General features: G+C 70.8%; 21 protein-coding genes. 13 read left to right on the top strand and 8 right to left on the bottom strand.

From position 1 onward, the window contains the following. Positions 1–3 precede the first annotated feature (3 nt). The 3 genes from ACH41F_RS23255 to ACH41F_RS23245 all read right to left on the bottom strand — a co-directional run bounded on the left by ACH41F_RS23255 (position 4) and on the right by ACH41F_RS23245 (position 4618). Positions 4–1557, bottom strand: coding sequence for an ATP-binding protein (locus ACH41F_RS23255; protein ID WP_398837302.1), 1554 nt, complete (start codon positions 1555–1557; stop codon positions 4–6). Positions 1558–1849: 292 nt separating this feature from the next. Beyond that, positions 1850–2866, bottom strand: a complete 1017-nt coding sequence (locus tag ACH41F_RS23250) for an SEC-C domain-containing protein (protein ID WP_398837300.1) — start codon at positions 2864–2866, stop codon at positions 1850–1852. A 279-nt stretch (positions 2867–3145) separates the two neighbouring features. Then, positions 3146–4618: a beta-1,6-galactanase gene (locus ACH41F_RS23245; protein WP_398837298.1), complete on the bottom strand. Its 1473-nt coding sequence runs from the start codon at positions 4616–4618 to the stop codon at positions 3146–3148. A gap of 444 nt (positions 4619–5062) precedes the next feature. Between ACH41F_RS23245 and ACH41F_RS23240 the strand changes: the two genes are divergently transcribed. Next, the gene (locus ACH41F_RS23240; RefSeq protein WP_398837441.1) at positions 5063–5857 is read left to right on the top strand and encodes a class E sortase; all 795 of its coding nucleotides are present in this window, start codon (positions 5063–5065) and stop codon (positions 5855–5857) included. A 252-nt stretch (positions 5858–6109) separates the two neighbouring features. Here ACH41F_RS23240 and ACH41F_RS23235 read toward each other — a convergent pair whose 3' ends face one another. Beyond that, the gene (locus ACH41F_RS23235; protein ID WP_398837296.1) at positions 6110–7498 is read right to left on the bottom strand and encodes an MFS transporter; all 1389 of its coding nucleotides are present in this window, start codon (positions 7496–7498) and stop codon (positions 6110–6112) included. Positions 7499–7567: 69 nt separating this feature from the next. Here ACH41F_RS23235 and ACH41F_RS23230 point away from each other — a divergent pair, with 69 nt between their 5' ends. From ACH41F_RS23230 to ACH41F_RS23215, 4 genes are all read left to right on the top strand, one after another. Then, positions 7568–8095, top strand: a complete 528-nt coding sequence (locus ACH41F_RS23230) for a winged helix-turn-helix transcriptional regulator (protein ID WP_391236028.1) — start codon at positions 7568–7570, stop codon at positions 8093–8095. Between the two features lie 49 nt (positions 8096–8144). After that, positions 8145–8447: a DUF6412 domain-containing protein gene (locus tag ACH41F_RS23225; protein WP_391236025.1), complete on the top strand. Its 303-nt coding sequence runs from the start codon at positions 8145–8147 to the stop codon at positions 8445–8447. Between the two features lie 112 nt (positions 8448–8559). Next, positions 8560–9258, top strand: coding sequence for a membrane protein insertase YidC (locus ACH41F_RS23220; protein ID WP_391236023.1), 699 nt, complete (start codon positions 8560–8562; stop codon positions 9256–9258). A 139-nt stretch (positions 9259–9397) separates the two neighbouring features. Further along, positions 9398–10255, top strand: coding sequence for a fumarylacetoacetate hydrolase family protein (locus tag ACH41F_RS23215; RefSeq protein WP_391236020.1), 858 nt, complete (start codon positions 9398–9400; stop codon positions 10253–10255). A 53-nt stretch (positions 10256–10308) separates the two neighbouring features. Here the strand turns inward: ACH41F_RS23215 and ACH41F_RS23210 are convergent, their stop codons facing one another. Next, a complete protein-coding gene (locus tag ACH41F_RS23210; RefSeq protein WP_398837293.1) occupies positions 10309–10818 on the bottom strand; it encodes a heme-degrading domain-containing protein in 510 nt (169 codons plus the stop codon). Next, positions 10815–11891 (bottom strand): Gfo/Idh/MocA family oxidoreductase, encoded by a 1077-nt coding sequence (locus tag ACH41F_RS23205; RefSeq protein WP_398837291.1) that lies wholly within the window; start codon positions 11889–11891, stop codon positions 10815–10817. The genes ACH41F_RS23210 and ACH41F_RS23205 overlap by 4 nt, the downstream gene beginning before the upstream one ends. A 56-nt stretch (positions 11892–11947) precedes the next feature. Between ACH41F_RS23205 and ACH41F_RS23200 the strand changes: the two genes are divergently transcribed. The 6 genes from ACH41F_RS23200 to ACH41F_RS23175 all read left to right on the top strand — a co-directional run bounded on the left by ACH41F_RS23200 (position 11948) and on the right by ACH41F_RS23175 (position 18134). Continuing rightward, entirely contained in the window at positions 11948–13057 is a 1110-nt protein-coding gene (locus tag ACH41F_RS23200) for an ROK family protein (RefSeq protein WP_391236011.1), read from the top strand. 495 nt (positions 13058–13552) lie between these two features. Next, complete coding sequence (locus ACH41F_RS23195; RefSeq protein ID WP_398837288.1) at positions 13553–14290, top strand: hypothetical protein; 738 nt, start codon at positions 13553–13555, stop codon at positions 14288–14290. Positions 14291–14395: 105 nt separating this feature from the next. Next, positions 14396–15175 (top strand): HAD-IIA family hydrolase, encoded by a 780-nt coding sequence (locus ACH41F_RS23190; RefSeq protein WP_391236005.1) that lies wholly within the window; start codon positions 14396–14398, stop codon positions 15173–15175. A 174-nt stretch (positions 15176–15349) separates the two neighbouring features. Next, positions 15350–15919, top strand: a complete 570-nt coding sequence (locus ACH41F_RS23185; protein ID WP_398837286.1) for a hypothetical protein — start codon at positions 15350–15352, stop codon at positions 15917–15919. Positions 15920–15968: 49 nt separating this feature from the next. Beyond that, positions 15969–16574: a class F sortase gene (locus ACH41F_RS23180; protein ID WP_391236419.1), complete on the top strand. Its 606-nt coding sequence runs from the start codon at positions 15969–15971 to the stop codon at positions 16572–16574. 540 nt (positions 16575–17114) lie between these two features. Beyond that, positions 17115–18134 carry a glycoside hydrolase family 6 protein gene (locus ACH41F_RS23175; RefSeq protein ID WP_391235999.1) on the top strand — a complete coding sequence of 340 codons (1020 nt, stop codon included), beginning with the start codon at positions 17115–17117 and terminating at the stop codon, positions 18132–18134. A 78-nt stretch (positions 18135–18212) separates the two neighbouring features. Here ACH41F_RS23175 and ACH41F_RS23170 read toward each other — a convergent pair whose 3' ends face one another. Beyond that, on the bottom strand, positions 18213–20150 hold the full coding sequence (locus tag ACH41F_RS23170) for a galactose oxidase-like domain-containing protein (RefSeq protein WP_391235996.1): 1938 nt from the start codon (positions 20148–20150) through the stop codon (positions 18213–18215). Next, entirely contained in the window at positions 20147–22138 is a 1992-nt protein-coding gene (locus tag ACH41F_RS23165) for a glycosyltransferase family 2 protein (protein WP_391235993.1), read from the bottom strand. Before ACH41F_RS23165 ends, ACH41F_RS23170 begins: the two co-directional genes overlap by 4 nt. A 947-nt stretch (positions 22139–23085) precedes the next feature. On the opposite strand from ACH41F_RS23165, the gene ACH41F_RS23160 reads away from it, so the two are divergent. Together ACH41F_RS23160 and ACH41F_RS23155 are read left to right on the top strand one after the other, a co-directional pair. Next, positions 23086–24045 (top strand): ATP-binding cassette domain-containing protein, encoded by a 960-nt coding sequence (locus ACH41F_RS23160; RefSeq protein WP_391235989.1) that lies wholly within the window; start codon positions 23086–23088, stop codon positions 24043–24045. A gap of 90 nt (positions 24046–24135) precedes the next feature. Further along, positions 24136–24972 (top strand): ABC transporter permease, encoded by an 837-nt coding sequence (locus ACH41F_RS23155; RefSeq protein ID WP_398837283.1) that lies wholly within the window; start codon positions 24136–24138, stop codon positions 24970–24972. Positions 24973–25028 lie beyond the last annotated feature (56 nt).

Here is a 25028-nt window from a genome sequence, read left to right as displayed (position 1 = left end):
CTGTCAGGAGGGCGCTTGTGTGCGGCGTGCGCGGTGCGCCTCCGCGGAGGCCAGGAGGATGGTGTTCCAGTAGTCCACGCGGTCCTGGCGGCTGCGCTCCCAGCGTCCGAGCCCGAAGCAGTCCTCGAGAAGGAGATACAGCAGGGTCTTTGTGACGGGAACGTCGTTCGCTCCACCCCGTCTGCCGTCGTTGAGGTCCTCGCGAAAGTCCTTGTTGAGGATGACGGTGTTGTTCTCGCGGTCAAGGTCGAAGAACCGGTCTTGCGGAAGCGTTCCCCAGGTGAACGCGATCGGCTCCTCGCCCGCCTTCTCCGGCAGCTCCTCCTTGATGACCCGCTTGACCTTGGGGTCGAGCCCCTTGCCCGGAGGAGTGACCGACTTCCGGACGATCTCTGTCCGCCTCGATCCGTCCCGGTAGGCGGTCTCGGCGTCGCCGAGGTACTGGTGGAAGGTGTTTCCGGAGGCGTCCACGGCCTTGTCCACGCCGAGCGTGAAGGCAGGAGTGACCGTGACCTTTTCCTTTTTCACGTCCAGACTCAGGACGCTGTTCCCGTGCGCGGGGAGATCCACGGCCACCCGGGCCAGTGCGAGGTGACCTTCCGGGTTGCGCAGACCGTTCCAGCCTCCCGCCTGGACGAGGCGGTCGTTCCGGTAGAAGTAGAAGCCCTGACGCTCCGCGAGTGCACCGATCTGCCGGAAGCCCGCCTGCTTCGACTTGGCCGGCCAGATGTGGGTGGTGAGGCGCATGTCCCCGATACCCTCCACGGACGCGGTGAACTGCCTCGGATACCCCTTCTTGCCGGGCACCTTGTACCCGAAGGGGTCCAGCGCCTCCACGGCGATGTGGTCCACCTCTTCGCCGAGCTCGTCCGCGCTGCTGCTCACGTCCCACACGGCTATGTCCAGTTGGAGACCGCGCTGAAGGAACCGGTGCAGGTAGAGACCGAGATGGTTCTCCAATCGGGCGATCGCCTGCGAAAGGTACTGGTCGCTCTGCCCGGGCGCCACCGTTTCGAAGGCGCGTACCTGGTCCCAGCGGACGACCGTGCCGTGCCACTCGATGATGCCGTCGTACCGGTCGACGAGATCCTGGGCGTAGCGAGGGTCGACGGTGTCGCAGCGGAAGCCGTCCTCGATGCCCTCCGCGGTGAGGCGACGGCCCGCGGCACGGCTGCGCTTCGTCCGGCTGACCACGGTGAGGGAGGCCGCGTGCGAGAGCGAGGCGGCCTTCAGACCGGTTCCGTACATGCCAAGGGCGTTGTCGCCATAGGTACGGCGCCGTCCGACCGTCATCGCGTCGTCCAGCCCAGTCTCGTCCATTCCCTTGCCGTTGTCGATGACCAGCAGGGTCAGGACGCGCTCCGCGTCACGCAGGAAGTGCACGACGACCTTGTCCGCGCCCGCGTCGATCGAGTTGTCGATGAGGTCTGCGACGGCGACTTCGAAGCCGTAGCCCTGGTTGGTCAGAGCTCTGCCGTAGCCGGCGTCCGGCGGCAGGTGCGTGCTGCCGGTGATGGGGACGTCGTACTGCCAGACGGTGCCGGATTCGTAGGGCATCGGTTCCTCAAAGTGCACAGGTCAGGGCCACTCCGAAGGCGTGAGCCCTTCAGCTCAGAAGGTAGCTGTGACCGTACTGCAAAGGTAGGACATAGAAGGAGGTAGAACGCCGAACTGGTTCGATAAGTCCCTTTTGTGTGAGGGCTTTTGGGTCGGCTCCCAGCGCTGCTTCGAGGGAACAGGACTGCGCCCGTCGGCGCCGGACTCGGCGGACAAGTAGCCCAGAAACAAAAGGGGTCCCGCGAACCAGTCGGTTCGCGGGACCCGTGTTGCCCGGGGGGGGCGTGCTCAACTACCCCCGCGCTCCATGGCACTCCGCATAGCCGCGTCCCGATCCGCACCAGCAGGACGCCCCACGCGGCGGCGGCCATGCCACGGCTCGGCCTCGGGCCGCGAGGGTCGTCGCGTACTGGGGGAGGAGGGTGGCGTCGGCAGGGGAGGCGCTCTCGGAGGCTGCGAAGGCCTCGTACGAGGGGACCGTGCCGGTGACGATGCCGAGGTTGGGTGTGCCGGAGGCGGCCAGTTCCCGCAGGGAGGCCTCTATCGTCGCCAGGTGCTCCTCGTGCGAGGGGTACTCGTCGGCCAGCGTCGGGTACGCCTGCACCAGCTCCGCGAGTTCCGGCGCCGACCAGTGCAGCACCGCCACCGGGAAGGGGCGGGACAGTGCCTGGCGGTACGCGCCCAGCTCGGCGTGGAGCCGGGAGATCTCCGCGGCCAGCTCCGCCGGGTTGTCCGAGCCCAGCGACCAGACGCGCTTGGGGTCGTGGAGCTCGTCCAGGGAGACGGGGGAGGTGTGCAGGGTGTCCGCGAGCATGTCCCACTCGTCGTGGCCCATCCCCAGCATCCGGCGGACCCGGTGGCGGCCGAAGAGCAGGGACTGCAGGGAGTGCGAGGGCGGCGTGCCCTCGACGAGCAGCAGCCGGGCGCCCTCGGTGAACGTCTCCTGGGCCGCCTCCAGCTCGTCGTGGGACTCCAGCGCCTCCGCCACGATCACCCAGGGCGCGGGGTCCCGCGGCGCCGCCGCCCGGACGCCCTGGATGATGGCGCGGGCCTCCGCCTCGTGCCCGTACTCCCACAGGTTCGACGCCTTGAGCGCGCGTACCAGGAAGGGGTTCTCCAGGCCGGTCGGGGAGGCGAGCAGGCTGTCGTAGAGGGCGGTCGCGGCGGGTCGGTCGCCGGCCAGCTCCAGGTGGGCCGCGGCCTGGAGGAGCAGGGCCTCGGCATCCTCGGGGTACAGGCCGGCGGTCCGCTCCAGGCGTGCCGCTTCGGCGGTGTGGTCGACGTTCTCGGCAGGCGTGTCGGGGCGCATGGTGGACACCGTACTGCCGTTGGCTCACGGAGGAGAGATACACCCAGGCCAGGCCCTTCGCCCTCTCTGTCTGGCTGCCCTCCGACACCGAGCGCTGTCGGGAGTACGAGGCAGCCTCACCCTGCCCGGCCGGTAAGGCCCCGTCGTGGTGACGGCCGTGGCGATCACGGCCTGGCAGCTCCACCCGCTCGGGGGCGAGCGACCGCCGCCCTCGCGGCAGGCGCCGCCACCCTCACGGCGACCGCCGCCCTCCTCGCGGCAGCGGCCGCCGCTCCCCTCCTAGATCGTCACCCCGTCGACCTGAATCGTCTGCACCGCCTTCGCCGCGAACGGCACCGCCACCGACTTCCCGTTGAGGAAGGTGTTGGAGTACGAGGCGTACTTGTCGCCGCCCGTGGTCACCGTGTTCCAGCGGGGCGTCAGGCCGCCGCTGCCGCCCGTCACCGTGGTGAAGCGGGAGAGGTCGAAGGTCAGGGTCTGGGCCGAGGTCGAGGTGTTCAGGGCGACGATGACCAGGCGCTTGGCCGTGGCGTCGTAGGCCGCCGTCGCGTAGCTGACGCCGGTGTCGAGGATCCGCATGCCGGGGCGGATGTGGCGGCTGAACTGGGCCAGCACGTAGTACTTGGTCTCGATCGCACCGGCCTGAAGGGTGCTCGCGTCGTACTTGATCACGCCCCAGCCCGCGGTCGGGTCCATGACCTGCCAGTAGACCCAGGCCGTCGGGTGCAGCCAGCGGAAGTCGTAGAGGAGGTTGGAGGCCATGGTGTAGCCGGTGCCGTCGCCGTCGCCGGTCTCGGAGTTCCACAGCTTCTTGCGGGAGGTCGTGACGACGTCCGAGTACAGCAGGTCCCGGCGCCCGTTCGCGCCCTGGTAGCCGTGCACGTTGACCTGGTCGACGTACCCCTTGGTGGTGGCGCTGAAGGAGTTCCAGGTGGTGCGGGCGAGGTCGTAACTGGTCTCGTCCGACGCCGAGATCCGCACGCCGTTCAGCCCGCGGCTGTTCAACTCGCTGCGCAGGTACGGCAGTACGGCCGCCTGGACTGTCGCGTCCATGTGGCAGCCCTCCTGCGTGCCGGTGGCGGTCCACCAGGACGACGAGGGCTCGTTGAATGGGTCGACGGTCGCGAAGTTCACGCCCCAGTTGTTCCTGGCGTAGAGGGCGACGGTGGCGAGGTGGGAGGCGTGCTGGCGGTAGTTCCAGGACTGGAGGTTGTTGCCGCCGCCGGAGGCACCCGAGGGGTTGTGGTTCTGGCACATCCACCACATCGGGGAGTTGGCGAACAGCTCGGTCGTCGCGCCGCGCGCCACCGCCTTCGTGAGCATCGCGCGCTGGGTGGCGTCCGCGGTCCAGTCCCAGGCGGAGGAGGTGGGGCTCTCGTTGTTCCAGTCCTGCCAGTAGCCCTCGATCTGCTTGAACGCGGGGATGTTGGGAGAGGTCACCATGGAGGAGCCGTTCACCGTGTTCCAGCTGCACGCGCCCAGGTTGTAACGGGCGATGTTCATCCCGAGGCCGGGCAGTGAAGTGCCGTTGTACGTCGTTGACTTGGTGGTGAAGAACAGGTCGGCGAAGTCGTTCCGGGCGCCGAACACGTTCGCCCACCAGGCCAGGGAGGTGCCCCAACCTTCCCAGGTGCCGTACGAGGTCCCGGGGTTGACGGCGATCGTGGCGTCCGCGCGTGCGGTGCCCGTCGCCATGGCGCTGCCGAGGAGGGTGCCTCCTGCGGCTGTCAGCAGCGTTCTGCGTCGGATCATGGCTGTCCTGTCCGCCTCTCGGTGGGGCTCGACGTAGTGGCTCGCCCACGCGCCCCCCGCGTGCCATCACGAAGCATCGGGTGTGGTGCGTGGGGTTGTCGAGAGGTGCGACAGCGCTTTCTTTCTGTCCTGCTTTCTATTTCTCCAACGGTTATGAGAAGGGGTGGTGGTTGGCGGTGGCCGGCCGTCCCCTCCTCGAGCCACGAGGCGGGACGCGGGGCGGGACGCGGGACGGCGAGCGCCACGGACACCTCGGGGACTTCGTATCCGCCCGTACCCCCACCTACGCGCCCACCTGCGCGCCAGCCTTCGGGGCCGCGCCTCGGCAGTCGGCCTTACGGTCAATGAGGTGGCGAGGCTGGTGAGTTGATGAGGCGGCGCCTATCGTGCGGGCCGGGCGTGAGCGGTCCGCGCGGTGGAGGGCGGTGGATGGCGATGGGGGTCATGCGGGTGCCCGTCGTGCGGCACGGCACCCTGCGTCGACGGGCCCGCCGACGGCGCGTGTGGTGGACGGGCGGCGAGCTCCTCGTCACCGTCGGGGTCGTGCTGTTGCTGCTCGTGGCGCACCAGTTGTGGTGGACCAACGAGGAGGCCAGGCGGGGCGCCGAGCGCACGGTGGAGGCGCTGGAGCGGGAGTGGGGGACCGACTCGTCCTCCGGCTCCGAAGTCGCCGCTCCCGGGGGCGAGTCCGGGGCACCCGCTCACGGTGCCGGGTCCGGGGACGCCTCCCGGCCGGGTGCCTCACGGCAGGACGTGTCGGCCGGCACCCGCCCGGAGCGGCCCGATGGGTCCCAGGCCTACGCCATCCTCACCATCCCCCGCCTCGGCCTCCGTGTCCCCGTGGCCGAGGGCATCGCCAGGCGGGGCGTGCTCGACAAGGGGTACGTGGGTCACTATCCCGGCACCCAACAGCCCGGCCAGTCCGGCAACTTCGCCCTCGCCGGTCACCGCAACACCCACGGCGAGCCCTTCCGTCACCTCGACCGGCTCGCCCCCAGGGACACCGTCGAGGTCGAGACCAGGACCGCCGTCTACACGTACGCCGTCGACACCACCCTCGCCCAGACCTCCGCCCGCGACTCGGGAGTGCTCCGCGAGATCCCGCGCTCGATCGTCCACCCCGCCCACGGCTACACCCGGCCCGGCCACTACCTCACCCTCACCACCTGCACCCCGGAGTACACCTCCCGCTACCGCCTGGTGGTGTGGGGCACGTTGGTCTCTTCTCGCCCCCGGTAGGGCGTCGCCCGCGCCCTGACCTCCAGCGCTCGCGCCCCCCGCCGCCGGGCCCCAAGCCCCGCGAGCCCCAGACCGATCGTCGCGTCCTCCCTGGCGCCGCCTCTCCAGCGGGAGCACGCCCCGGTGGTAAGCGTCCGAACACAGGCGTGCAGCCCCCGGCCGCCTGCCGCGACGCCGTCGCCCCCCAGGGGCGCCCGGCCGCAGGACCCACTGACAACCTCGGCTCCGAGGGGCGGCCCAGGCGGCCACCCCTCACGCCCTCTCCCGCAACGCCCCCACCACCCCCGCCGCCACCACGGCCAACCCCGCCGACACCACCATCGCCACGTCCGCACCGCGCGCGAGCCCGCCGTCCGACGACGTGGCGAGGGCGATCGTCAGGGCCACGCCGGCGCAGGAGCCGACGTAGCGGAAGGTCTGCTGGGCTCCTGACCCCATCCCCGCCCGCTGGGCCGGTACGGAGTCCACGGCGAGGAGCGGGAGCGCGGCGTTCAGCAGGCCGCTGCCGATGCCCGCGACCACGAGTCCCGGCAGCAGCCGTACCCAGGAACCCGCGTCGAGCGCGCCCAGCATGGAGAGCGCCCCGGCCGCGTGCAGGAGGAAACCGAGGGCGAGTTGGTGCCGCGGCGAGACGCGTCCCGACAGCCGGCGGGCCTGGAGGGCCACCGTGAAGGACAGCCCGGACCACAGCAGGAACAGCCACGCGGTGTCCATCGCGGACAGCCCCAGGGTCTGCTGGAGCAGCGCCGGCAGGAAGCTGAACAGGCCGATCACCGCGAGGCCCGTGAACAGCCCGCTGACGGACGAGGCGAGGAAACGGGGGCGGCGGAACAGGTCCAGGTCGATCATCGGGGTCGCGGTACGCCGCTCGACCGCGACGAAGACGGCCAGCAGGACGACGCTCGCCAGCAGCAACAGCCCGACCGGCGCCCGCAGCCAGCCGTCCCGGCCGAGGGTCAGGGCGGCGACCAGACCGACCAGGGCCAGCCCGAACGTCACGGCCCCGCCGAGGTCGGGGCGGCCGCCGCGCGGGGCGCGGGACTCCGCCAGCCGGCGGAGGGAGAAGGCGGCCACGACCACGGCGGCCGCGCCGAGGACGACGTACGCGAGTCGCCAACTCGGTATCCCGCCGACGACGACCGGCCCCAGCGCGATCCCGCCGCTCACGAACGCGCCCCACACCCCGGTCGCCCGCAGCCGTCCGGCCGGTGTCGGGAAGGCGTGCACGATCAGGCCGAGGCTGCTCGCGAGCAGTGCCGCGCTGGCCGCGCCCTGGGCGACCCGGGCCAGGGTGAACAGCCAGGTCGTGGTGGCGAGGGCGCCGAGGACCGTGGTGAGGCCGAGGGCGAGGGTGCCGGCGACGAAGACCCGGCGGCGGCCGTAGTCGTCGGCGAGGGTGCCGGCGACGAGCAGGAGGGCGGCGAGGCCGAGCGGGGTGCCGTTCAGGAGCCAGGCCTGCGCGGAGAGCGGGGTGTGCAGGGCGGCGGCGATGTCGGGGAGCGTGACCATGGGCGCGGTGTAGGTCATCAGGGCCACGGCGGTGGCAGCGCTGGTCAGGGCGAGCGTGGCGCCCGGTCTCGCGGTGGTCACCGGTGCCGTGTCCCGCGCCACGGTCACGGTTCGTTCAATGAACCTAGTCATGCGGAGTACCGTAACAGCGTCGGTTCAATCACCGAACCAACAGTTCGCAAAGTGGCTAAGGTGGACGTCATGGCACTGGGCAAGGACTACGTGACGCAGGAATGCTCGATGGCCCGCGCGCTGGAGATCGTCGGCGAGCGCTGGACACTCCTCGTCGTCCGCGACGCGCTCTACGGCGTGCGGCGCTACAACGACTTCCTCGTCCATCTCGGCATCCCGCGCGCCGTCCTCGCCTCCCGCCTCCAGACGCTCACGCAGGAGGGGGTCCTGGAGCGACGCCGGTACCAGGAGTCGCCACCGCGCGACGAGTACGTCCTGACCGCGCGCGGGACCGAACTGTGGCACGTGGTCCGCGCGCTCGGCCGCTGGGGCCGTGAGCACTACGACAGGACGGTGCTGCGGATCTTCCGGCACGCCGAGTGCGGCACCGAACTCGGCGGGTACGGCGAGTGCCCCGCCTGCGCAACCGTCGTACCGCCCGCCGACGTCCTCATGGTGCCGGGCCCCGGACTCGATCCGGACCCGGCGGATCCGGTCAGCCGGGCGCTGCTGAAGCCCAAGCGGCTGCTGGAGCCGGTCGTCGTCGATCAGGTATAACCGACAGCGGCACCCGAGACGGCCGACGACAGACGGAAGGGAGCAGCCGATGATCCGCAACCCGCGGCCCGCCGTGGCCCTGCTGCTCCTGGTCCTCCAGGTCGCCCTGCTCGACACCGGCAGCCTCTCCGCCACCGTCGCGCTCGCCGCGACCGCCGCGGCCGGCTCCGCCTTCGCCGCCTGCTCCCTCGTCGTCTCGCGCTGCGCGCCCGCCGTACCGCCCACCCGGGTCCGTACGGCCATCCGCGACCGCGACCGCCGTACGGCCTTCCTGCCGCAACGCGACCCGGACGCCAAGGGCCGCACCAGGCCCCGCGCCCCCGGACACGCCCTCCGGACGACCGCCGCGTAGGGCACCGCACACCCACGGGTGACCCCACGCGGGTCGTCATGCCGCCTCACCACCCCGGATCGCCGTATCCGGGCCCGCCCCGGCACTGACGAGACCCCCGGAGGGCTCACCCATGTCCGTCTTCGCCACCCTGGTCGAGCAACTCGCCGACCTCCTCCAGCCGCTGCTCGGCGCGTCCGCCGCGGCCGGCGCGATCGTCCTGTTCACCGCACTCGTACGGCTCCTCGTCCACCCCCTGTCCCGGGCGGCGGCACGGGGCCAGAAGGCCCGGACCGAACTCCAGCCGAAGATCGCCGAGCTGCGCAGGAAGCACGCCAAGCACCCCGAGAAGCTCCAGAAGGCCGTACTGGAACTGCACGCCGAGGAAAAGGTGTCACCGCTGTCCGGCTGCCTGCCGAGCCTGTGCCAGCTGCCCGCCTTCTTCCTCCTCTACCACCTGTTCTCGAACACGCACAACGAGCTGCTCACCCACCAGCTGTTCGCCGCACCCCTCGGCGCCCACTGGGCGGACGCGCTCGACAGCGGCGGGATGTTCGGCGGAGCCGGGCTGGTCTACGTCGGGCTGTTCGCGCTGGTCGCCGCCGTCGCCGCGTTCAACTTCCGCCGTACGCGGCGCATGATGGCCGCGAACCCGGCGGTGCCGGTGATGGACGGGCAACCGGTGCCCGGCATGGGGGCGATGACCAAGGTCATGCCGTTCATGTCCTTCTTCACGCTCTTCACCGTGGCGGTGGTGCCGCTGGCGGCGGCGCTGTACGTCGTCACGAGCACGACCTGGAGCGCGGTGGAGCGGGCCTGCCTGTACCGCTGAGCCCCGCCGGCCACGCGAGGTCGGCGGTCCAGTCCGTGAACCGGGTATTGCGGACCGGACGCCGACCTTGGAGGATCGACCAGTCATCCGATGGCTGCACCCATGGGATGGCGGCCCGCGATCGAGGGAGATTGTGATCATGAAGCTGCTGCGAGTCGGTACGGCCGGAGCGGAGACGCCCGCGCTGCTCGACGCCCAGGGGACGCTGCGGGACCTGAGCGGTCTCGTCCCGGACATCGACGGAAGCCTGCTCGCCGACGACGCCGCGCTCGGGCGGATCCGCAGGGCCGCGGAGGCCGGCGAACTGCCGTCGCTGGACACCACCGGGCTGCGCGTCGGACCGCCGCTCGCCCGCATCGGCAAGATCGTCTGCATCGGCCTGAACTACCACGACCACGCCCGCGAGACGGGGGCCGAGCCGCCCGCCGAGCCCGTGATCTTCTTCAAGGCGGCGGACACCGTCGTCGGCCCGAACGACACCGTGCTCGTGCCGCGCGGCTCGGCGAAGACCGACTGGGAGGTCGAGCTGGCGGTGGTCATCGGACGTACGGCCCGCTACCTGGAGTCCGACGCCGAGGCGCTCGCGCATGTCGCGGGGTACGCGGTGGCGCACGACGTGTCCGAGCGGGAGTTCCAGATCGAGCGGGGCGGGACCTGGGACAAGGGCAAGAACTGCGAGACGTTCAACCCGCTGGGTCCCTGGCTGGTCACGGCGGACGAGGTCCCCGACCCGCAGAACCTCTCCCTCAAGCTCTGGGTCAACGGCGAGCTGAAGCAGAACGGCACCACGGCCGAGCAGATCTTCCCGGTGGCGGAAGTGGTGCGGTACGTCAGCCAGTTCATGACCCTGTACCCCGGGGACGTCATCAACACGGGCACCCCGGCCGGGGTCGCGCTCGGCCAGCCCGAGCCCAAGCCGTTCCTGCGCGCCGGGGACGTGGTGGAGCTGGAGATCGAGGGCCTCGGACGTCAGCGGCAGGAACTCAAGGACGCCTGAGGGACGGGGAACTGCGCGACCGCGCAGTTCCCCGAGCCCCACGGGCAGCGGGCCTAGGAGTCCTTCTCCAGGAACCGCTCCAACGCCTCCACCACGAACTTGTGGTCCTGGAGCTGCGGAAGGCCGCTCACCGTCACCGTGCCCACGACCCCCACGCCCTCCACGTTGATCGGGAAGGAACCGCCGTGGGCCGCGTACGCGTCGGGGTCCAGGCGTGAACTGTCCTCGAACGTCGTGCCCTTGGCGCGGAAACGGGCGCCGACCAGGTAGGAGGCGGAGCCGTAGCGCTCCACGACCCGGCGCTTGCGGTCGATCCAGGCGTCGTTGTCCGGGGTGGAGCCGGGCAGGGCGGCGTGGAAGAGCTGCTGACCGGCGCGGTGGATGTCGACGGCGACGGGGGCCTGCCGTTCGCGGGCCATCTCCACCAGCAGCGAACCCAGCGCCCACGCGTCCTCGTAGGTGAACCGGCGGAAGACCAGGCGGCGCTCCTGGGCCTCCAACTCCTCCAGGGGCGGAGTCAGTTCCGGGTGGAACTTCGGGGTCAACTCGCCGCTGTGCGTCACAGCTTCACCACCACTTCGTCGTGGGCCGAACGGCGGGCCGCCTCGAGCACGTCGAGAGCGGCGGCCGCCTCCAGTGCGGTCACCGGGTTGGGACCGCCGTCGAGCAGGGCCTTCGCCACGGCCGCATAGTAGGCGGGGTAGTCACCCGGGAGGGTCGGTTCGGCCCGGCCGCCCCCGGTCACCGGCGACTCACCGGCCCCGACCCGGCCCCACATCGACTCGGGCTCCACGCCCCACTCGGTGGCCCGGCCCGGCCGCTCGCCGTCCTTCAGGGCCGCTTCCTGGGGATCGAGCCCGTACTTCACATAGCCGGCCCGCGAGCCCAGCACCCGGAAACGGGGCCCGAGTTGGGCCGTGGTGGCGGTGGCGTACAGCTGCGTCCGCACGCCGTTGGCATGGGTGAGCGCGATGAAGGTGTCGTCGTCCGCCTCGGCGCCGGCCCGCCGGACGTCGGACTCGGCGTACACGGCGCTGACGGGGCCGAAGAGCACGAGCGCCTGATCCACGAGATGGCTGCCGAGGTCGTACAACAGACCTCCGATCTCTGCGGGATCGCCGGACTCGCGCCACCCGCCCTTGGGCTGCGGCCGCCACCGCTCGAACCGCGACTCGAACCGCCACACGTCTCCCAGCTCGCCGCGCTCCAGGAGCCCTCGCAGCGTCAGGAAGTCGTTGTCCCACCGCCGGTTCTGGAAGACGGAGAGCAGCAGCCCCCGCTCCTCGGCGAGCGCGGCCAGCTTCCGAGCCTCCTCGGCCGTACCGGCGACGGGCTTGTCGACGACGACGGGCAGACCCGCCTCCAGGGCGGCGGTGGCGAGGGCCACATGCGTCTTGTTGGGCGAGGCGACGACGATCAGATCCAGCTCGCCGGCCCGCCGCTCGAAGAGCTCCTCGGCTGAGGCGACGACCGTCACGTCCGGGTACGCGGCGCGGGCCTGCGCCTGGCGCTCGGGGTTCGAGGTGACCACGGTGTCGAGCGCCAGGCCCTCGGTGGCGGCGATCAGCGGGGCGTGGAAGACGGAGCCCGCGAGGCCGAAACCGACGAGGCCCACGCGGAGAGGGGTACCAGTCATGCGTCCCACTTTCGCAACGCTGTTGCCAAAGTGCAAGCGCCGGGGAGAATGGCGGCGTGGACAGGACGAAGAAGGCGACGAGCGGCAGGCACCTCCCCGGAGTGAACCTGCTCGGCCTGCGCACCCACAACGCCGCCCTGCTCCTGGACCTCCTGCGCACCGCGGGCCCCGAGGGCATCAGCCGCCTGGAACTCGCCGACCGCACCGGCCTCACCCCCCAGGCCGTCAGCAAGATCACCGCGCGCCTCCGAGAGGAGGGCCTCGCCGCCGAAGCGGGCCACCGCGCCTCCACCGGCGGCAAACCCCGCACCGTCCTACGGCTGGTACCGGACGCCGGCCACGCGGTCGGCGTCCACCTGGACCGCGACGAGCTCAGGGCGGTACTGGTCGACCTCACCGGCACGGTGCTGGCCGAGCGCACCGCCCCGCTGGGCCTGGCCGCGGGCGAGGAGGCCGTCGTCCAGGGCGTGGCCCGCGAGGTGGCGACACTCACCGAGCCCCTTTCCACGCCCCCGCTCGGCGTGGGCATCGGCCTGCCCGGCCCCCTGGACCACACCCGGGGCACGCTGAACCGGGTCACCGGCTTCCCCGAGTGGAACGGCTTTCCGCTACGGCAGACCCTGGAACGAGAACTCGGGGCACCGGTCGTCGTGGACAAGGACACCAACGCGGCGGCCCTCGGACTGGCGGTCGCCGGCGCGGGGGAGTCCTTCGCCTACCTGCACTTCGGAGCGGGCCTCGGCGGAGGCCTGGTCCTCGGCGGCACGGTGCACCGCGGGGCGCGCACCGGGGCGGGCGAGTTCGGCCACCAGGTCGTACAGCTCGACGGTCCGCCGTGCGGCTGCGGCAACCGCGGATGCGTGGAGGCGCTGTGCCTCGCCGCGGTGGCGCGCGGCGACATCGAGGAGGCGGCGCGCGTCCTGGGCACGGGGGCCGGCAATCTGGTCGCCCTCCTGGACATCGACATCGTCCTGCTGGGCGGCCGCACCGTGGCAGAACACCCCGAACGCTTCACGCGGGGCACGGCGGCGGTCCTCGCGGAGCGGGCCCGCAGGGTGGGGGAGGCGCCGGTGCCGGTACGACTGGCCACCCACACCGGCCGCGAGGTGGCTTCGGGCGCCGCGCACCTCGTACTGGCCCCGCTGTTCGGCAGACCAGAGGCCTGAAACGCACCGGGGCCTGGGCCCCGCCCCCACGGACCGCCACCGCCGCGACTGCCTCAAGCCCTCCTCGCCCCCGCCGCCCCTACCCGTCCCATACCCAGGGGCTGCCGCCCCTCCACCCCCGCCCAAACCCTGGGGGCTGCGCCCCCAGACCCCCATCGGCCCTGAAGGGGCCTCGTCCTCAAACGCCGGACGGGCTGAAAGATGCGCACCGGCGCCACGGCGGGAAGGGGTGACGCGGGCCGGAGGTGACCCGCACTGGCGCCACGGCGGAAGGGGACGTACCGGGGGGTGCCCGCCCGCAGTGTCGGGCGTCCGACCTACGGCACAGCTTGGTCCCGCAGTTCCGCCCGACCGAGGACGGACACCCCCCGGTGCGGCCCCGACCCACAACGCACCGCGGAGACGCAACCCCCACCCGCCGATCGGGCGGCATTCCACCCCCACCCGGAGCGCCACCCCCCAATCCCACCCCCCACCCGTCATGGTCATGTGTTCATGCGACTGTTCACGCCCCTCTCCCTCCCCCTAGCCGCAGCAGCCGCCCTCCTCCTCCCCACCTCCACCCACGCCGCGGCGGCCCCAGCCCCCACCACCTGCACCACCCACGACACCCGCACCTTCCCCCTCACCACCCGCATCCACGGCGGCCCGGACACCTACGAGGCCGGCGGCGGCTACGGCACCTGGTACCTGGACCTCACCAACACCACCCGCCGGACCTGCGAGGACATCCACCCGGTCATCGTCCTGGTCGACGAGAAGCACACCCTCGAACGCGACCAGCCCCAGCTCGAGTTCTACGACGGCACAACCCCCCGCCCAGTCCGCCTCGAACCCACCGACCAGGACGAACTCGTCGGCGCCTTCGGCGGAAAGGGCGTCACGGTAGGCCCCGGCAAGACCCTCACCGTAAAGGTCCGCCTGGCCCTCACCTCCGACGCCGTACCGAACGAGATCACCGCCAACGCGGCCGTGGTCCAGCGCCACGACGACGACGGCGACTGGGTGGGCCAGTCCAACGACTACCGCTTCACGATCGAGGCCGAGCCGGACTCACCCACCACCCCCGACCCCACCGGCCCCAGCCCCAGCCCCCGCACCCCCACCCCACCCCACCGCGAAGAACTGGCCGGCACCGGCCTCACCGCCCCCACCCCCACTGCCGCCCGCACCCTCGCCGCCGCCCTCCTCCTCACCACCGGCGGCACCCTCCTCTTGACCCGCCGCCGATGAGCCGATGAACCGACCCGAAGTCGGCCATTCCCTCAAGATCCGGCCACTGTCTAGGCTGGGCCCGACGCAGCACCGCGTACATGCGTACGGCAGGAGATCCCGCACATGGCAGACCGCAGGCCCATCGAATCGTGGCTCACCGACATGGACGGTGTCCTCATCCACGAGGGCGTACCGATCCCCGGCGCCGACGCCTTCCTCAAGAGGCTCCGCGAGTCCGAGAAGCCCTTCCTGGTCCTCACCAACAACTCGATCTACACGCCGCGCGACCTGCACGCCCGTCTGCGCCGCATGGGCCTGGACGTCCCGATCGAGAACATCTGGACCTCCGCCCTGGCCACCGCGCAGTTCCTGGACGACCAGCGGCCGGAGGGGACGGCGTACGTCATCGGCGAGGCGGGTCTGACCACCGCCCTGCACGACATCGGCTACATCCTGACCGACCACGAGCCCGACTACGTCGTTCTCGGAGAGACCCGCACGTACTCCTTCGAGGCCATGACCAAGGCGGTCCGGCTCATCAACGACGGCGCGCGTTTCATCGCCACGAACCCCGACGAGACCGGCCCCTCCGCCGAGGGCGCGCTGCCCGCCACCGGCGCCGTCGCCGCCCTGATCACCAAGGCGACCGGCAAGCAGCCGTACTTCGCGGGCAAGCCCAACCCGCTGATGATGCGCACCGGCCTGAACACGATCGGCGCGCACTCGGAGACCAGCGCGATGATCGGCGACCGTATGGACACGGACGTACTGGCGGGCATGGAGGCGGGGATGCAGACCTTCCTGGTGCTCACCGGCCTGACCCGCCCGGACCAGGTGGAGAACTTCCCGTACCGCCCGTCCAAGATCGTGGACTCGATCGCGGACCTCGTAGACCGCATCTGACAGGAAACGCACCAACGCGCCCCGAACCCACAACGCGCCCCGAACCCAAAACGCACCCCGAACCCAAAACGCACCCCCCACCACAACGCGACGACTCATACGGAGCAGCGGCGGCCCCCTGAGGATGCGGGCCCGCCGCCCCCGGGGGACTCTCCACATATCTGGAGGTTCACGATGGGTCCACTACGCCTCACGCTCTGCACCGGACTGTTGACCGTCACCACGGCCGTCACCGCCGCCGTGACCACCGTCACCACCCCCGCGGCACACGCGGCACGCGCGGCCGAAGGCGCCGACGTCACGGTCACCCCCTCGACCCCCCTCCCCGGCACCGACATCGCCCTCCGAGTGAACGGCTGCGCCACCAGGACGGGCACCGCGACCTCCACGGCCTTCGTCGCCGACGTGCGGCTCTCCGGCACCGCCGGCACCCTCACCGGCGAGACCCGGATCCGCACGGACCTCAGGGCAGGCTCCTACGACGTCGAGTTCACCTGCGGTGACACGCCCCGCAGGTCGGCACTGAACGTCGTGGACAAGACCCCGCACCCCACCACGACCCCCGCGCCCCCCACCACCCCCACCGCGCCCGTCCGCGCAGGCGGTGGCGGCGCCGCCCATCTCGCGTCGGTGGACGACGCCGGCCCGGGAACCGCGCAGGCGGTGACCGGCCTGGTGCTGGCCGCGGTGGCCGCGGCGGCGGTGGCGTTGCGAAGGGTCCGCCGGGGCCGTGGGACGGACTGACGTGCGCCCCTGGGGAACGGGCCGCCTGCTGACCGGGGTGGCCTGGGCGATGCTGCTGCTGGGCCTGTGGCTGTGGGGCCGGGAGGTGACGGACGTACGGCACGGGATATCCGCCCCGACGACCGGCGACGTCGCGGCGGTGGGACGCCCGCCCGATGTCGATCTGCCGCCCGCGGTAAGGCCGTTGGGCCCGGCGTTGCCGCAGCGCGTAGACATCCCCGGGCTGGGTGTGCAGGCCCCGGTGGTGGCGCGCGGACTGGACCGGGACGGCGCGATCGACCCGCCGCCGTTCGAGCAGGCGGGCGTGGTCGGCTGGTACGCGGCGGGGGTGAGGCCGGGGGCGGCCGGGGCCGCGCTGATGGTGGGGCATGTGGACACCGAGACCCGCCCCGCCGTGTTCTACCGGCTGAGCGCGCTGAAGCCGGGCGAGACGATCCGGGTGATCCGGGACGACGGCAGGGTCGCGGAGTTCACGGTGGACGACGTCCAGGTGGTGGCCCGCGACCGCTTCGACGCCCACCAGGCCTACGCCACCCATGAGCGGGGCCGCTCGGAACTGCGCCTCATCACCTGCGGCGGCACCTTCGACCGGTCGACCCGCAGCTACACGGCGAACGTGATCGTCTCGGCATACCTGACAGGCACCGGCCTCTAGAAACCGGCGACGCACCCGGAGATCCACCCACCCAGCGATCCACGCACCCGGAGATCCACCCACCCGGGCGCTCCACGCCCCCAAAACCAGTCCCGGTCGGCGGCCCGCTCCCCCTGAAGCCGCCGACCGGGCTGGTCCTCAACCGCGGGCGCACGGGATGCGGGAGTAACCCGGCGCCGGACGCGGGAGGTTCGCAAGCCAGATGTGGTGGACAGTAGGCCGGGGTCTGAAGCCTTCTCCAGGAAACTGTAGAGCCGATGACCCCCGAGGCCTAGAGGCCGTTTGACGCCAGGTCGGCCGGCGCCGCTTCTCCACCATGTGCCGGCGATACATGTCACCGCGAATTGCCCCGCGACCCCCGCCCCCGCCCCGTAACGCCCACCCCCACCCCCACCCCCGCCCCACAACCCCCACCCCCCGACGCCCCCCTGCTTGCCCACCACCGCTGTAACAGCTCCCCGACAAGCCGCAGGCGATCTCCTGGCCTCAGGGCACGTATGTCAGGATTGACCCTTGGACTGCCCACCGAGGGGGATTTTGATGTACGGCACGAGGGGGGCCGGAATGAGGACGTCCGCGATGGTGCTGGGGGCGGCACTGCTGATCGCCGGATGTTCCTCCTCCGGGGACAAGGACGATCCGGACGAGTCGTCCGGCGCCAGGATCACGCAACAGCCCAAGGGCACCGACCCGTTCTGGGTCAACCCGGAGGGCAACGCGGCCCAGCAGGTCGCGGAGTACGAGAAGGCCGGCAAGGACGCGGACGCCGAACAGATCCGCAAGATCGCCGAGCAGCCCACCGGTCAGTGGATCGGCACGGAGAACCCCGAGCAGGAGGCGCGCGGCTTCACCGAGGCCGCCGACAAGGCGGACCGTACGGCCCTGCTGGTCCTCTACAACATCCCGCACCGCGACTGCGGTCAGTACTCGCAGGGCGGCGCCGCCGACGGCGATGCCTACCGGAGCTGGATCGACGGGGTCGCCGCGGGGATCGGGGACCGCGCGGCGACGGTGGTCCTGGAGCCGGACGCGATCCTGCACCTGGTCGACGGCTGCACCCAGGACGAGTTCCACGAGGAGCGCTACGACCTCCTCCAGGGCGCCATCAGCAAGCTGAAGTCCCTGAAGAACACCAAGGTCTACCTGGACGCGGGCAACGCCGGCTGGGGTCATCCGGACCAGATCTTCGAGCCGCTGAAGTGGGCGGGCGTCGACAAGGCCGACGGGTTCTCGGTCAACGTCTCCAACTTCTACTCCACCGAGGACTCCATCGCCTACGGCAAGCAGCTGTCGGCGAAGGTCGGCAACAAGCACTTCGTGATCGACACCAGCCGCAACGGCAACGGCCCCTACAACGAGGGCAAGGCCGACGAACGCTGGTGCAACCCGCCCGGCCGCGCGCTCGGCGAGACCCCGACGACGAAGACGGCGGACCCGCTGGTCGACGCGTACGTCTGGGTCAAGCGCCCGGGGGAGTCGGACGGCGAGTGCAAGGGCGGCCCGAAGGCGGGCCAGTGGTGGCCGGCGTACGCCTTGAACCTGGCGAAGGCTTCCAAGTAACGCCAAGTCCCCGCGCCCCTGGGGGGCGCGGGGACTTGTGCGACCGGCCACGACGGCGTCGCAGCCGGATGACGGCCTCTACGGCACCTTGACCCACTGGGCCTTGCTCGGCGTCCCCTGGTCGTCGTCGACGAACAGCATGTACCAGCCCGACTGGACCAGGTTCCTGTTCTTCGGCACCGTCACCGTGATCTTGTCGCCGGACACCTTGTAGTCCAGCTCGATCGACCGCTGGTCGACGTCCGTGACGTGCGTCGCCGCGCTCGGCCGGATCAGCCGCACCTTCTCGATCGTCGAGGCGTGCCGTGAGGTGAACGTCGCGGACCCGCCGCGCTCGACGGTCTGCGGACCGCCGGACAGGGAGGGCCGCGAGTCCCGGTAGAGGTACGGCGGCGTGTAGATCTCGATGCGCTGCTCGAACTCGCCCGGCTTGGTGTTGGCCTTGTCGCTGTAGAGCGAGTCGGAGCCGAAGAACATCACCCGGCCGTCGGGCAGCAGGATGGACCCGGAGTGGTAGTTCCGGCCGACCAGCGGGTCCGCCACCTGCTCGAAGGTGTTGGTCTCCGGGTGGTAGATCCGCGCCTGGAGGATGTTCGAGTCACCGCGCCCGCGGTAGTCCTCCGAACCGCCCGACACCAGCACGGAGTCGTCGGGCAGGACCGAGATGTTCGGGTACCGGGTGCCCTTCTCCAGCGTCGGCCCGTCCACGAACTTCGGGTCGTCCGCCTTGAGGTCGATGATCCGGGTCTTGTCGCTGGACTGCTTCGACTCGCCGACCCCGCCGCCGCCGACCACCATGTACTTCTCGTCCTGCGCCGGCGCGAGCAGCACCGTGCCGGAGGTCTCCAGCAGCTTGGGGTCGCTGAGCCCCGGCAGCTTGGTGAACTTGTTGGTGTCGACGTCCCAGACGCCCGGGTCACGCCCGACGTTGTCCGGCCCGTAGCCCGCGTTGGACCCCGAGTAGAAGACCTTGCCGTTCTGCATGAGGAACAGCGCGGGGTACGTCGGGAACTGGCGGGTCTTCGGCAGATACGTCCAGGTCCTGGTCTTCGGGTCGAAGACCTCGTTCTTGCCCGGCACCAGCTGGCCGATGTCGTCGAGGCCGGAGACGCTGAGGATCTTGCCGTCGCTGAGGGTGGTGAGCGTCGGGTACCAGCGGGCCTCGTTCATCGGGTCGACCTTGATGTACTTCTCGGCGACCGGGTCGAACTCGTAGGCGTCCCGGATCCCCTGGAAGTCCTTCTTGTCGAGGGCGAGCTTCTGCGCGATGCCGTAGGTGTTGCGCGCGTCGGTGCCCGAGAGCCCCTGGATCCGGTAGTTGTCCTGGGTGCCCGTCTCGTACTTCGCGCCGGACTTCTGCGCCTCGACGTAGATCCGGCCCAGCCCGGGGTCGTTGCGCAGGAACACGCCGGTCTTCTTGTCGAAGACCTTGGTGGCCCGCTCCACGACGACCGGGTCCTTGGAGACGAACGTCCTGCCGTTCTCCTTGCCGGTGAACTTGGTGCCCGCGGGCAGCGTGATCGGCTTGTCCGGGTTCTCGTTGTGGACGATCATCAGGCCGCCGGCCTTGGTGACGTCACCCTTCAGCTTCTCGTACCGCTTCGTGCCGCCCGCGATCAGCAGGTTGCCGTTGGCCAGCTGGGTGTGGCCGGTGCAGAACAGGTCGGTGGGCGTGGGCACCTTCTTGATGGTGCCCTTGACCGGGTCCCAGATCCGGGTGTCGAACTTCTTCGCGTCGAAGTTGTCCTGGTTGTTCCCGGACCCCGCGACGAGCAGCACCTTGCCGGTGCGCAGCAGCGCCGCGTGGATGGTGTTCTGCCGGTACTCCTCGGGGAAGTCGACGACCTCCCACTTGCCGTTCTCGGCCTTGTACTCCGGTTTGTTGATTTGGTACTGGTGGTATTTCTCGGTCCCGAAGCGGTAGAGCCACGGCCCGTTCATCCCGGCCAGTGCGAGTACCACCGCCGTGCCTATCGCTAGGCGACGGGCCCGACGGCGTCCGGCACGGTCGTTCATTCCTTACGTCCCCCAAGTCCACCCAGGGCGATTTGCATGGTCTGGTCGTTGCCCCCGCCTGCGCCGCTCCCGCTGTCGTGCGGGGCGTTCGAGGCGGCCCAGCTCGGCTTCTGCGCCGGGGCGTGCTGGGCCGGCAGCGGCTGCGGCTGGTACTGCTGCTGCGCCGGGGCCGCCGGGCTCTGCGGCTCCGCGGCGGGCTTCTTCTTCTCCTGACGCAGCATGTGCCGCCAGACGAGGATCGGCGTCGCGGTGATCAGCATGGCGAAGATCGCCCAGATGATCATCGCGGGGTGCGAGTGGCCGTAGACGAAGCCGGCGGCGATCGAGGCGCCGAAGATGGCGATGAAGTACCAGTGGTAGCGGAAGGTCCCGAACCACCGGTCGGGGCTGGCCGAGTCGCCCTTGGGGGTGACGACGAACTTGCTCTTGCGGCGCAGCGCGGAGTCGATCAGGGCCTTGGCGTAGAGCGGGGCGGACAGCGCGGACATCACCATGCCGGCCACACCGCCGGAGCCCTCCGGCTCGTGAGGCGAGACGTTGTGCCGGCGGTTCCAGACGTAGAGGCCGATCTGGAGGGCGGAGGCGTTGCCGTAGAGCATCAGCCACACGGTCGGGTCGATGTTCACACCCGAGGCGCCCAGGCCCAGGAACAGCGCGCAACTGAGGGCGGCGAGGATCCAGTTGAGGGCGGACATCGGGTAGAAGATGATCATCATGGTGTAGTTGAAGAGCTTGCCCGGAGGCAGGGAGTACCAGCCCTTCCAGTACTGCTTGAGGATCGTCTCGTACGTCCCTCGCGACCAGCGCATCTGCTGGGTGAAGAAGTCCGTCCAGGCGCTCGGGCCCTCGCCGACCGCGAGCACGTCCGGGGTGTACACCGAGCGCCACTTGCGGCCCGTCGCCGGGTTCTTGTGGCGGTGGATCTCGAAGCCGGTGGCCATGTCCTCGGTGATCGAGTCGTACAGGCCGCCGATCTGCTTGAGCGCCCTGATCCGCACCGCGTTGGAGGTGCCGACGAACATCGGGGCGCCGTAGTAGTTGCCGGCGCGCTGGATGAGGGCGTGAAAGAGGAACTGCTGCGACTCGGCGGCCTTGGTGACGAAGTTGTCGTAGTTGCCGTAGACCTGCGGGCCGATGACGAAGCCGATGTCCGGGTCGCGGAAGAAGCCGAGCATCCGCTCCAGGTAGTTGGGCAGCGGCACGTGGTCGGTGTCGACCGAGGCGAAGAAGTCGTAGTCGTCGCCGTGCGCGTCCAGCCAGGCGTTGTAGTTGCCGTGCTTGGTCTTGGCGCGGTGCGGGCCCTTGGCCTGGTTCCACTTGGCGATGCCCTTGCGGGAGAAGTGGTGCACGCCGAGCCGGGCGCAGACCTCCTTGACCTCGGGGTCGTCGCCCTCGTCGAGCAGCCACACGTGCAGAAGGCCCCGGTGGCGCAGCTTGACGGCCGCCTCCAGGGTCTTGGTGACCATCTCCAACGGCTCCTTGCCGGGCACGAAGGAGGTGAGGAAGGCCACTCTCGTGCCGGTCTCGGGCACCACCGGGATCGGGTCACGGGCGACCAGGGTGGCGTGCGCGTTGGACAGCACGTTCATGCAGCGGAAGAACTCGATCAGGCCGATCGAGACGAGCATCACGATGTCGAGCGCGGGCAGCCACTTGAAGTCCACGTAGTCGCGCTCGGTCCAGTGCTCGGGCTGGAGCAGCCAGAACAGCAGGACCAGGGAGAGCACTGGCGCGGCGGCCAGCATCAGGGCGACCCGTATGCGGTGCGTCTCCTGCGAGATCAGCGATCGGTACTCCACCTTGTACGGCTTCGACGGATCGGGCTGCGTGAGGGGACCGGCCAGCCGGCTGTAGTGCTCGTAGTCGTACTTCGGCAGCGTCTTCTTGATCCGGCGGAACGCTCCCGTCCGGGTCTGTGAGGCCACCCTGAGCTGGGTGGTCTGAGACGGGTCGAAGTCTTGCCGGGCGCCCGTCGGCGTCGACGTCATGAGTCATCCCCCCACACGCGCGTCATCGCGTGCTGTGTCGGTTCCTTACGTCTGCTCGAGTCCCCCTCGACCGTCACAGACGTATCAGTGGTGGGTCGCAGTCACCACATTCTCCACATCCCTAGACATGGAACTGCGACCTTCCGGTTGCATGATGCCCCCCTCGGCATCGACATATCGAACGGGGCCCCTCTCCCCGCCGGACCGGCAACCGCGTCCGTACCCCCCAAGTGCCGCGAATCCGCAGCAACCTGAAAACCAGGTTTCTACGGTGCCAGGCATGATCGCAAGATACGAAACGCGGTGTTTACCGGTCATACGCGTTCATTGTGGCCCCTGTGAGGGGTCTGCGGGGAGGGTGTGGACAGGGGAGGACGGAAGGTACCGAAGTGCTCCCGTATCGCCTCCTCTGCCCGTATCGCATCCTCGGACCGTACCGCATCCGAGATCGCCGGACGCCCCCGGCGGACGGCCGGAACCCGCGGCACACCCCTGGGACCCCTGCCCAGGCGGTGGAAGGCGCCCCGGCGCCCCGCCCGGCGCCCCGGCGCCCCGCCCGGCGCCCCGGCGCCCAACCCCGGCGCACGGTGGCGTAAAACGCTCGGTCGGTGCCGCCCGGGCCGACGCCGCCCGTCGCCGTCCGCCGTTCCATACGGTCCACGGGCCCGTCCAGTTCAACGCGACCGGGAAAGGGGCCGCGGTCCGTCGCGGATGAGCCGTCCGATCCGCTTGCGGAGGTCGCGCGCTGCCATGGCGAGAGGGTATCCGGCCAGACACCCGCCCCGCCCGCCGTTCCGGTGAGGTGCCCGTCCGCCCTGCCCTGACAGCCCCCGACCGTCCTGTCAGCGCGCCCGTCAGCCGTGTCAGCGCGATGTCCGCGCCCTGTCAGCGCGCACCGGCACAGTCCTGTCCATCGAGAACGACAGGCAGCTGACGAGGAGTTGATGATGTCCTACGCGATCCGCGCCGAGGGGCTGGTCAAGAAGTACGGCGACTTCACCGCCCTGGACGGGGTGGACCTGGAGGTCCCGGCCGGCCAGGTGGTCGGCGTCCTGGGCCCCAACGGCGCGGGCAAGACCACCACCGTGCGCATCCTGGCCACCCTGCTGCGCCCCGACGCCGGACGCGCGACCATCGGCGGCCACGACATCGCCGCGGACCCGGTCCGGGTGCGGCAGCTGATCGGACTGACGGGCCAGTACGCCTCGGTGGACGAGACGCTCTCCGGCGCCGAGAACCTGGTCCTGATCGGCCGGCTGCTCGGACTGTCCCGGCGGGACGCCAGGGCCCGGGCCGCACGGCTGCTGGAGGACTTCTCGCTCACCGAGGCGGCCAAGCGCCCCATCGCCACCTTCTCCGGCGGTATGCGCCGCCGGCTCGACCTGGCCGCGAGCCTGGTGGGCCGGCCCCGCATCCTGTTCCTCGACGAGCCGACCACCGGCCTCGACCCGCACGCCCGCCAGGAGGTCTGGGACGTGGTCAGGGGGCTGGTCGCGGACGGCTCCACGGTCCTGCTCACCACCCAGTACCTGGAGGAGGCCGACCAGCTCGCCGACTCCATCACGGTGTTCGACAAGGGCCGCAAGGTCGCCGAGGGGCGCCCCGGTGAGCTCAAGCGCCGCGTCGGCGGTCAGATCCTCCAGGTCCGCCCGACCGTGCCGACCGACGCCCCGCAGGTGGCCGCGATCCTCGCCGAACTGTCCGGACACGCTCCCGCCGAGGACTCGGGCGTGCTGACCGTGCCGGCCGACGAGCCGCTGCTGGTCTCCGCGGTCGCCCGCCGGCTCGACGGCGCCGGCATCTCCGCCGACGAACTCGGCCTGCGGCTGCCGAGCCTGGACGAGGTCTTCCTCGCCCTGACCGGCCACGCACCGGCACCGACCCCGGCGGAACCCGCGGCGGCCTGACACCGGCCCGCCCCGCGGCCGACTGATCCCCGCCCGCTGATCCCCGCGCCTCCGTTCCCCGCCCTGCTGTCCCGGAAGGACCCGACCGTCATGGCCACCGACACCCTCACCACCCCCGGCACCACCTCGACACCCGCCCCCGCCAGACCCGCCCGGATCGGTCTCGTACCGACGCTCCGGCACAGCCTGGCGCTGGCCGGGCGGGGCGCGACCAAGTTCGTGAGGTCGCCGCTCCAGCTGGTCGACGTGGTCCTCACCCCGGTCATCTCCCTGCTGATGTTCGTCTACCTCTTCGGCAAGGCGATCTCCGGCGGCGACCAGGACGCCTATGTGCAGCTGATCGTCCCCGGCGTGATGGTCATGACCGTGTTCCAGGCCAGCATCGGCATCGGCGTCGCCCTCAACGCGGACGCGAGCACCGGGATCTTCGACCGGTTCCGGTCCATGCCGATCGCCCGCTCGGCGCCGCTGATCGGCGCGGTCCTCGCCGACTTCGTCCGTTACGCGGTGTGCCTGGGCACCCTGGTCGTCCTCGCGCTGGTGATGGGGTACCGCCCCGACACCACCGTGCCGGCCGCGCTCGCCGCGCTCGGACTGCTCATCGCCTTCGCGATGTCCTTCTCCTGGATGTCGGTGTGGCTGGGGATGGTGGCGAAGACCCCGGGCTCCGTGCAGGGTCTGATGACCATCCTGGTGCTGCCGCTCACCTTCGCCAGCAACGTCTTCGTCCCCGCCGAGGACATGTCGGGCTGGCTTCGCGCCTGGTCGGACGTCAATCCCGTCTCCCTGATGGCCGACACCACCCGGGGCCTCCTCGACAGCGGCCCGGTCGCCTCGCCGCTGGCCGGCAGCCTCGCCTGGATGGCCGGCATGGTCGTCGTCTTCCTGCCGCTGGCCCTGCGCGCCTACCGCAGGAACAACACCTGACCCTCCGCACCCCGCCCGGACCGGCCGCCCACCCCAGGGCGGCCGGTCCGACGCGC

Source organism: Streptomyces sp. NPDC020489, from assembly GCF_044386545.1.
Lineage (GTDB): Bacteria > Actinomycetota > Actinomycetes > Streptomycetales > Streptomycetaceae > Streptomyces.
The sequence above is the reverse complement of the archived record's forward strand: the minus strand, read 5'-3'. Positions and strand labels throughout refer to the sequence as shown.

Excerpts from the sequence above, each read along its gene's own strand:
- ACH41F_RS23230 (WP_391236028.1), top strand. The coding sequence starts at position 7,568 with ATGGCACTGGGCAAGGACTACGTGACGCAGGAATGCTCGATGGCCCGC.
- ACH41F_RS23160 (WP_391235989.1), top strand. The coding sequence starts at position 23,086 with ATGTCCTACGCGATCCGCGCCGAGGGGCTGGTCAAGAAGTACGGCGAC.
- ACH41F_RS23215 (WP_391236020.1), top strand. The coding sequence starts at position 9,398 with ATGAAGCTGCTGCGAGTCGGTACGGCCGGAGCGGAGACGCCCGCGCTG.
- ACH41F_RS23190 (WP_391236005.1), top strand. The coding sequence starts at position 14,396 with ATGGCAGACCGCAGGCCCATCGAATCGTGGCTCACCGACATGGACGGT.
- ACH41F_RS23235 (WP_398837296.1), bottom strand. The coding sequence starts at position 7,498 with ATGACTAGGTTCATTGAACGAACCGTGACCGTGGCGCGGGACACGGCA.
- ACH41F_RS23185 (WP_398837286.1), top strand. The coding sequence starts at position 15,350 with ATGGGTCCACTACGCCTCACGCTCTGCACCGGACTGTTGACCGTCACC.
- ACH41F_RS23175 (WP_391235999.1), top strand. The coding sequence starts at position 17,115 with ATGTACGGCACGAGGGGGGCCGGAATGAGGACGTCCGCGATGGTGCTG.
- ACH41F_RS23255 (WP_398837302.1), bottom strand. The coding sequence starts at position 1,557 with ATGCCCTACGAATCCGGCACCGTCTGGCAGTACGACGTCCCCATCACC.
- ACH41F_RS23245 (WP_398837298.1), bottom strand. The coding sequence starts at position 4,618 with ATGATCCGACGCAGAACGCTGCTGACAGCCGCAGGAGGCACCCTCCTC.
- ACH41F_RS23205 (WP_398837291.1), bottom strand. The coding sequence starts at position 11,891 with ATGACTGGTACCCCTCTCCGCGTGGGCCTCGTCGGTTTCGGCCTCGCG.
- ACH41F_RS23170 (WP_391235996.1), bottom strand. The coding sequence starts at position 20,150 with ATGAACGACCGTGCCGGACGCCGTCGGGCCCGTCGCCTAGCGATAGGC.
- ACH41F_RS23180 (WP_391236419.1), top strand. The coding sequence starts at position 15,969 with ATGCTGCTGCTGGGCCTGTGGCTGTGGGGCCGGGAGGTGACGGACGTA.
- ACH41F_RS23225 (WP_391236025.1), top strand. The coding sequence starts at position 8,145 with ATGATCCGCAACCCGCGGCCCGCCGTGGCCCTGCTGCTCCTGGTCCTC.
- ACH41F_RS23195 (WP_398837288.1), top strand. The coding sequence starts at position 13,553 with ATGCGACTGTTCACGCCCCTCTCCCTCCCCCTAGCCGCAGCAGCCGCC.
- ACH41F_RS23250 (WP_398837300.1), bottom strand. The coding sequence starts at position 2,866 with ATGCGCCCCGACACGCCTGCCGAGAACGTCGACCACACCGCCGAAGCG.
- ACH41F_RS23220 (WP_391236023.1), top strand. The coding sequence starts at position 8,560 with ATGTCCGTCTTCGCCACCCTGGTCGAGCAACTCGCCGACCTCCTCCAG.
- ACH41F_RS23165 (WP_391235993.1), bottom strand. The coding sequence starts at position 22,138 with ATGACGTCGACGCCGACGGGCGCCCGGCAAGACTTCGACCCGTCTCAG.
- ACH41F_RS23240 (WP_398837441.1), top strand. The coding sequence starts at position 5,063 with ATGCGGGTGCCCGTCGTGCGGCACGGCACCCTGCGTCGACGGGCCCGC.
- ACH41F_RS23155 (WP_398837283.1), top strand. The coding sequence starts at position 24,136 with ATGGCCACCGACACCCTCACCACCCCCGGCACCACCTCGACACCCGCC.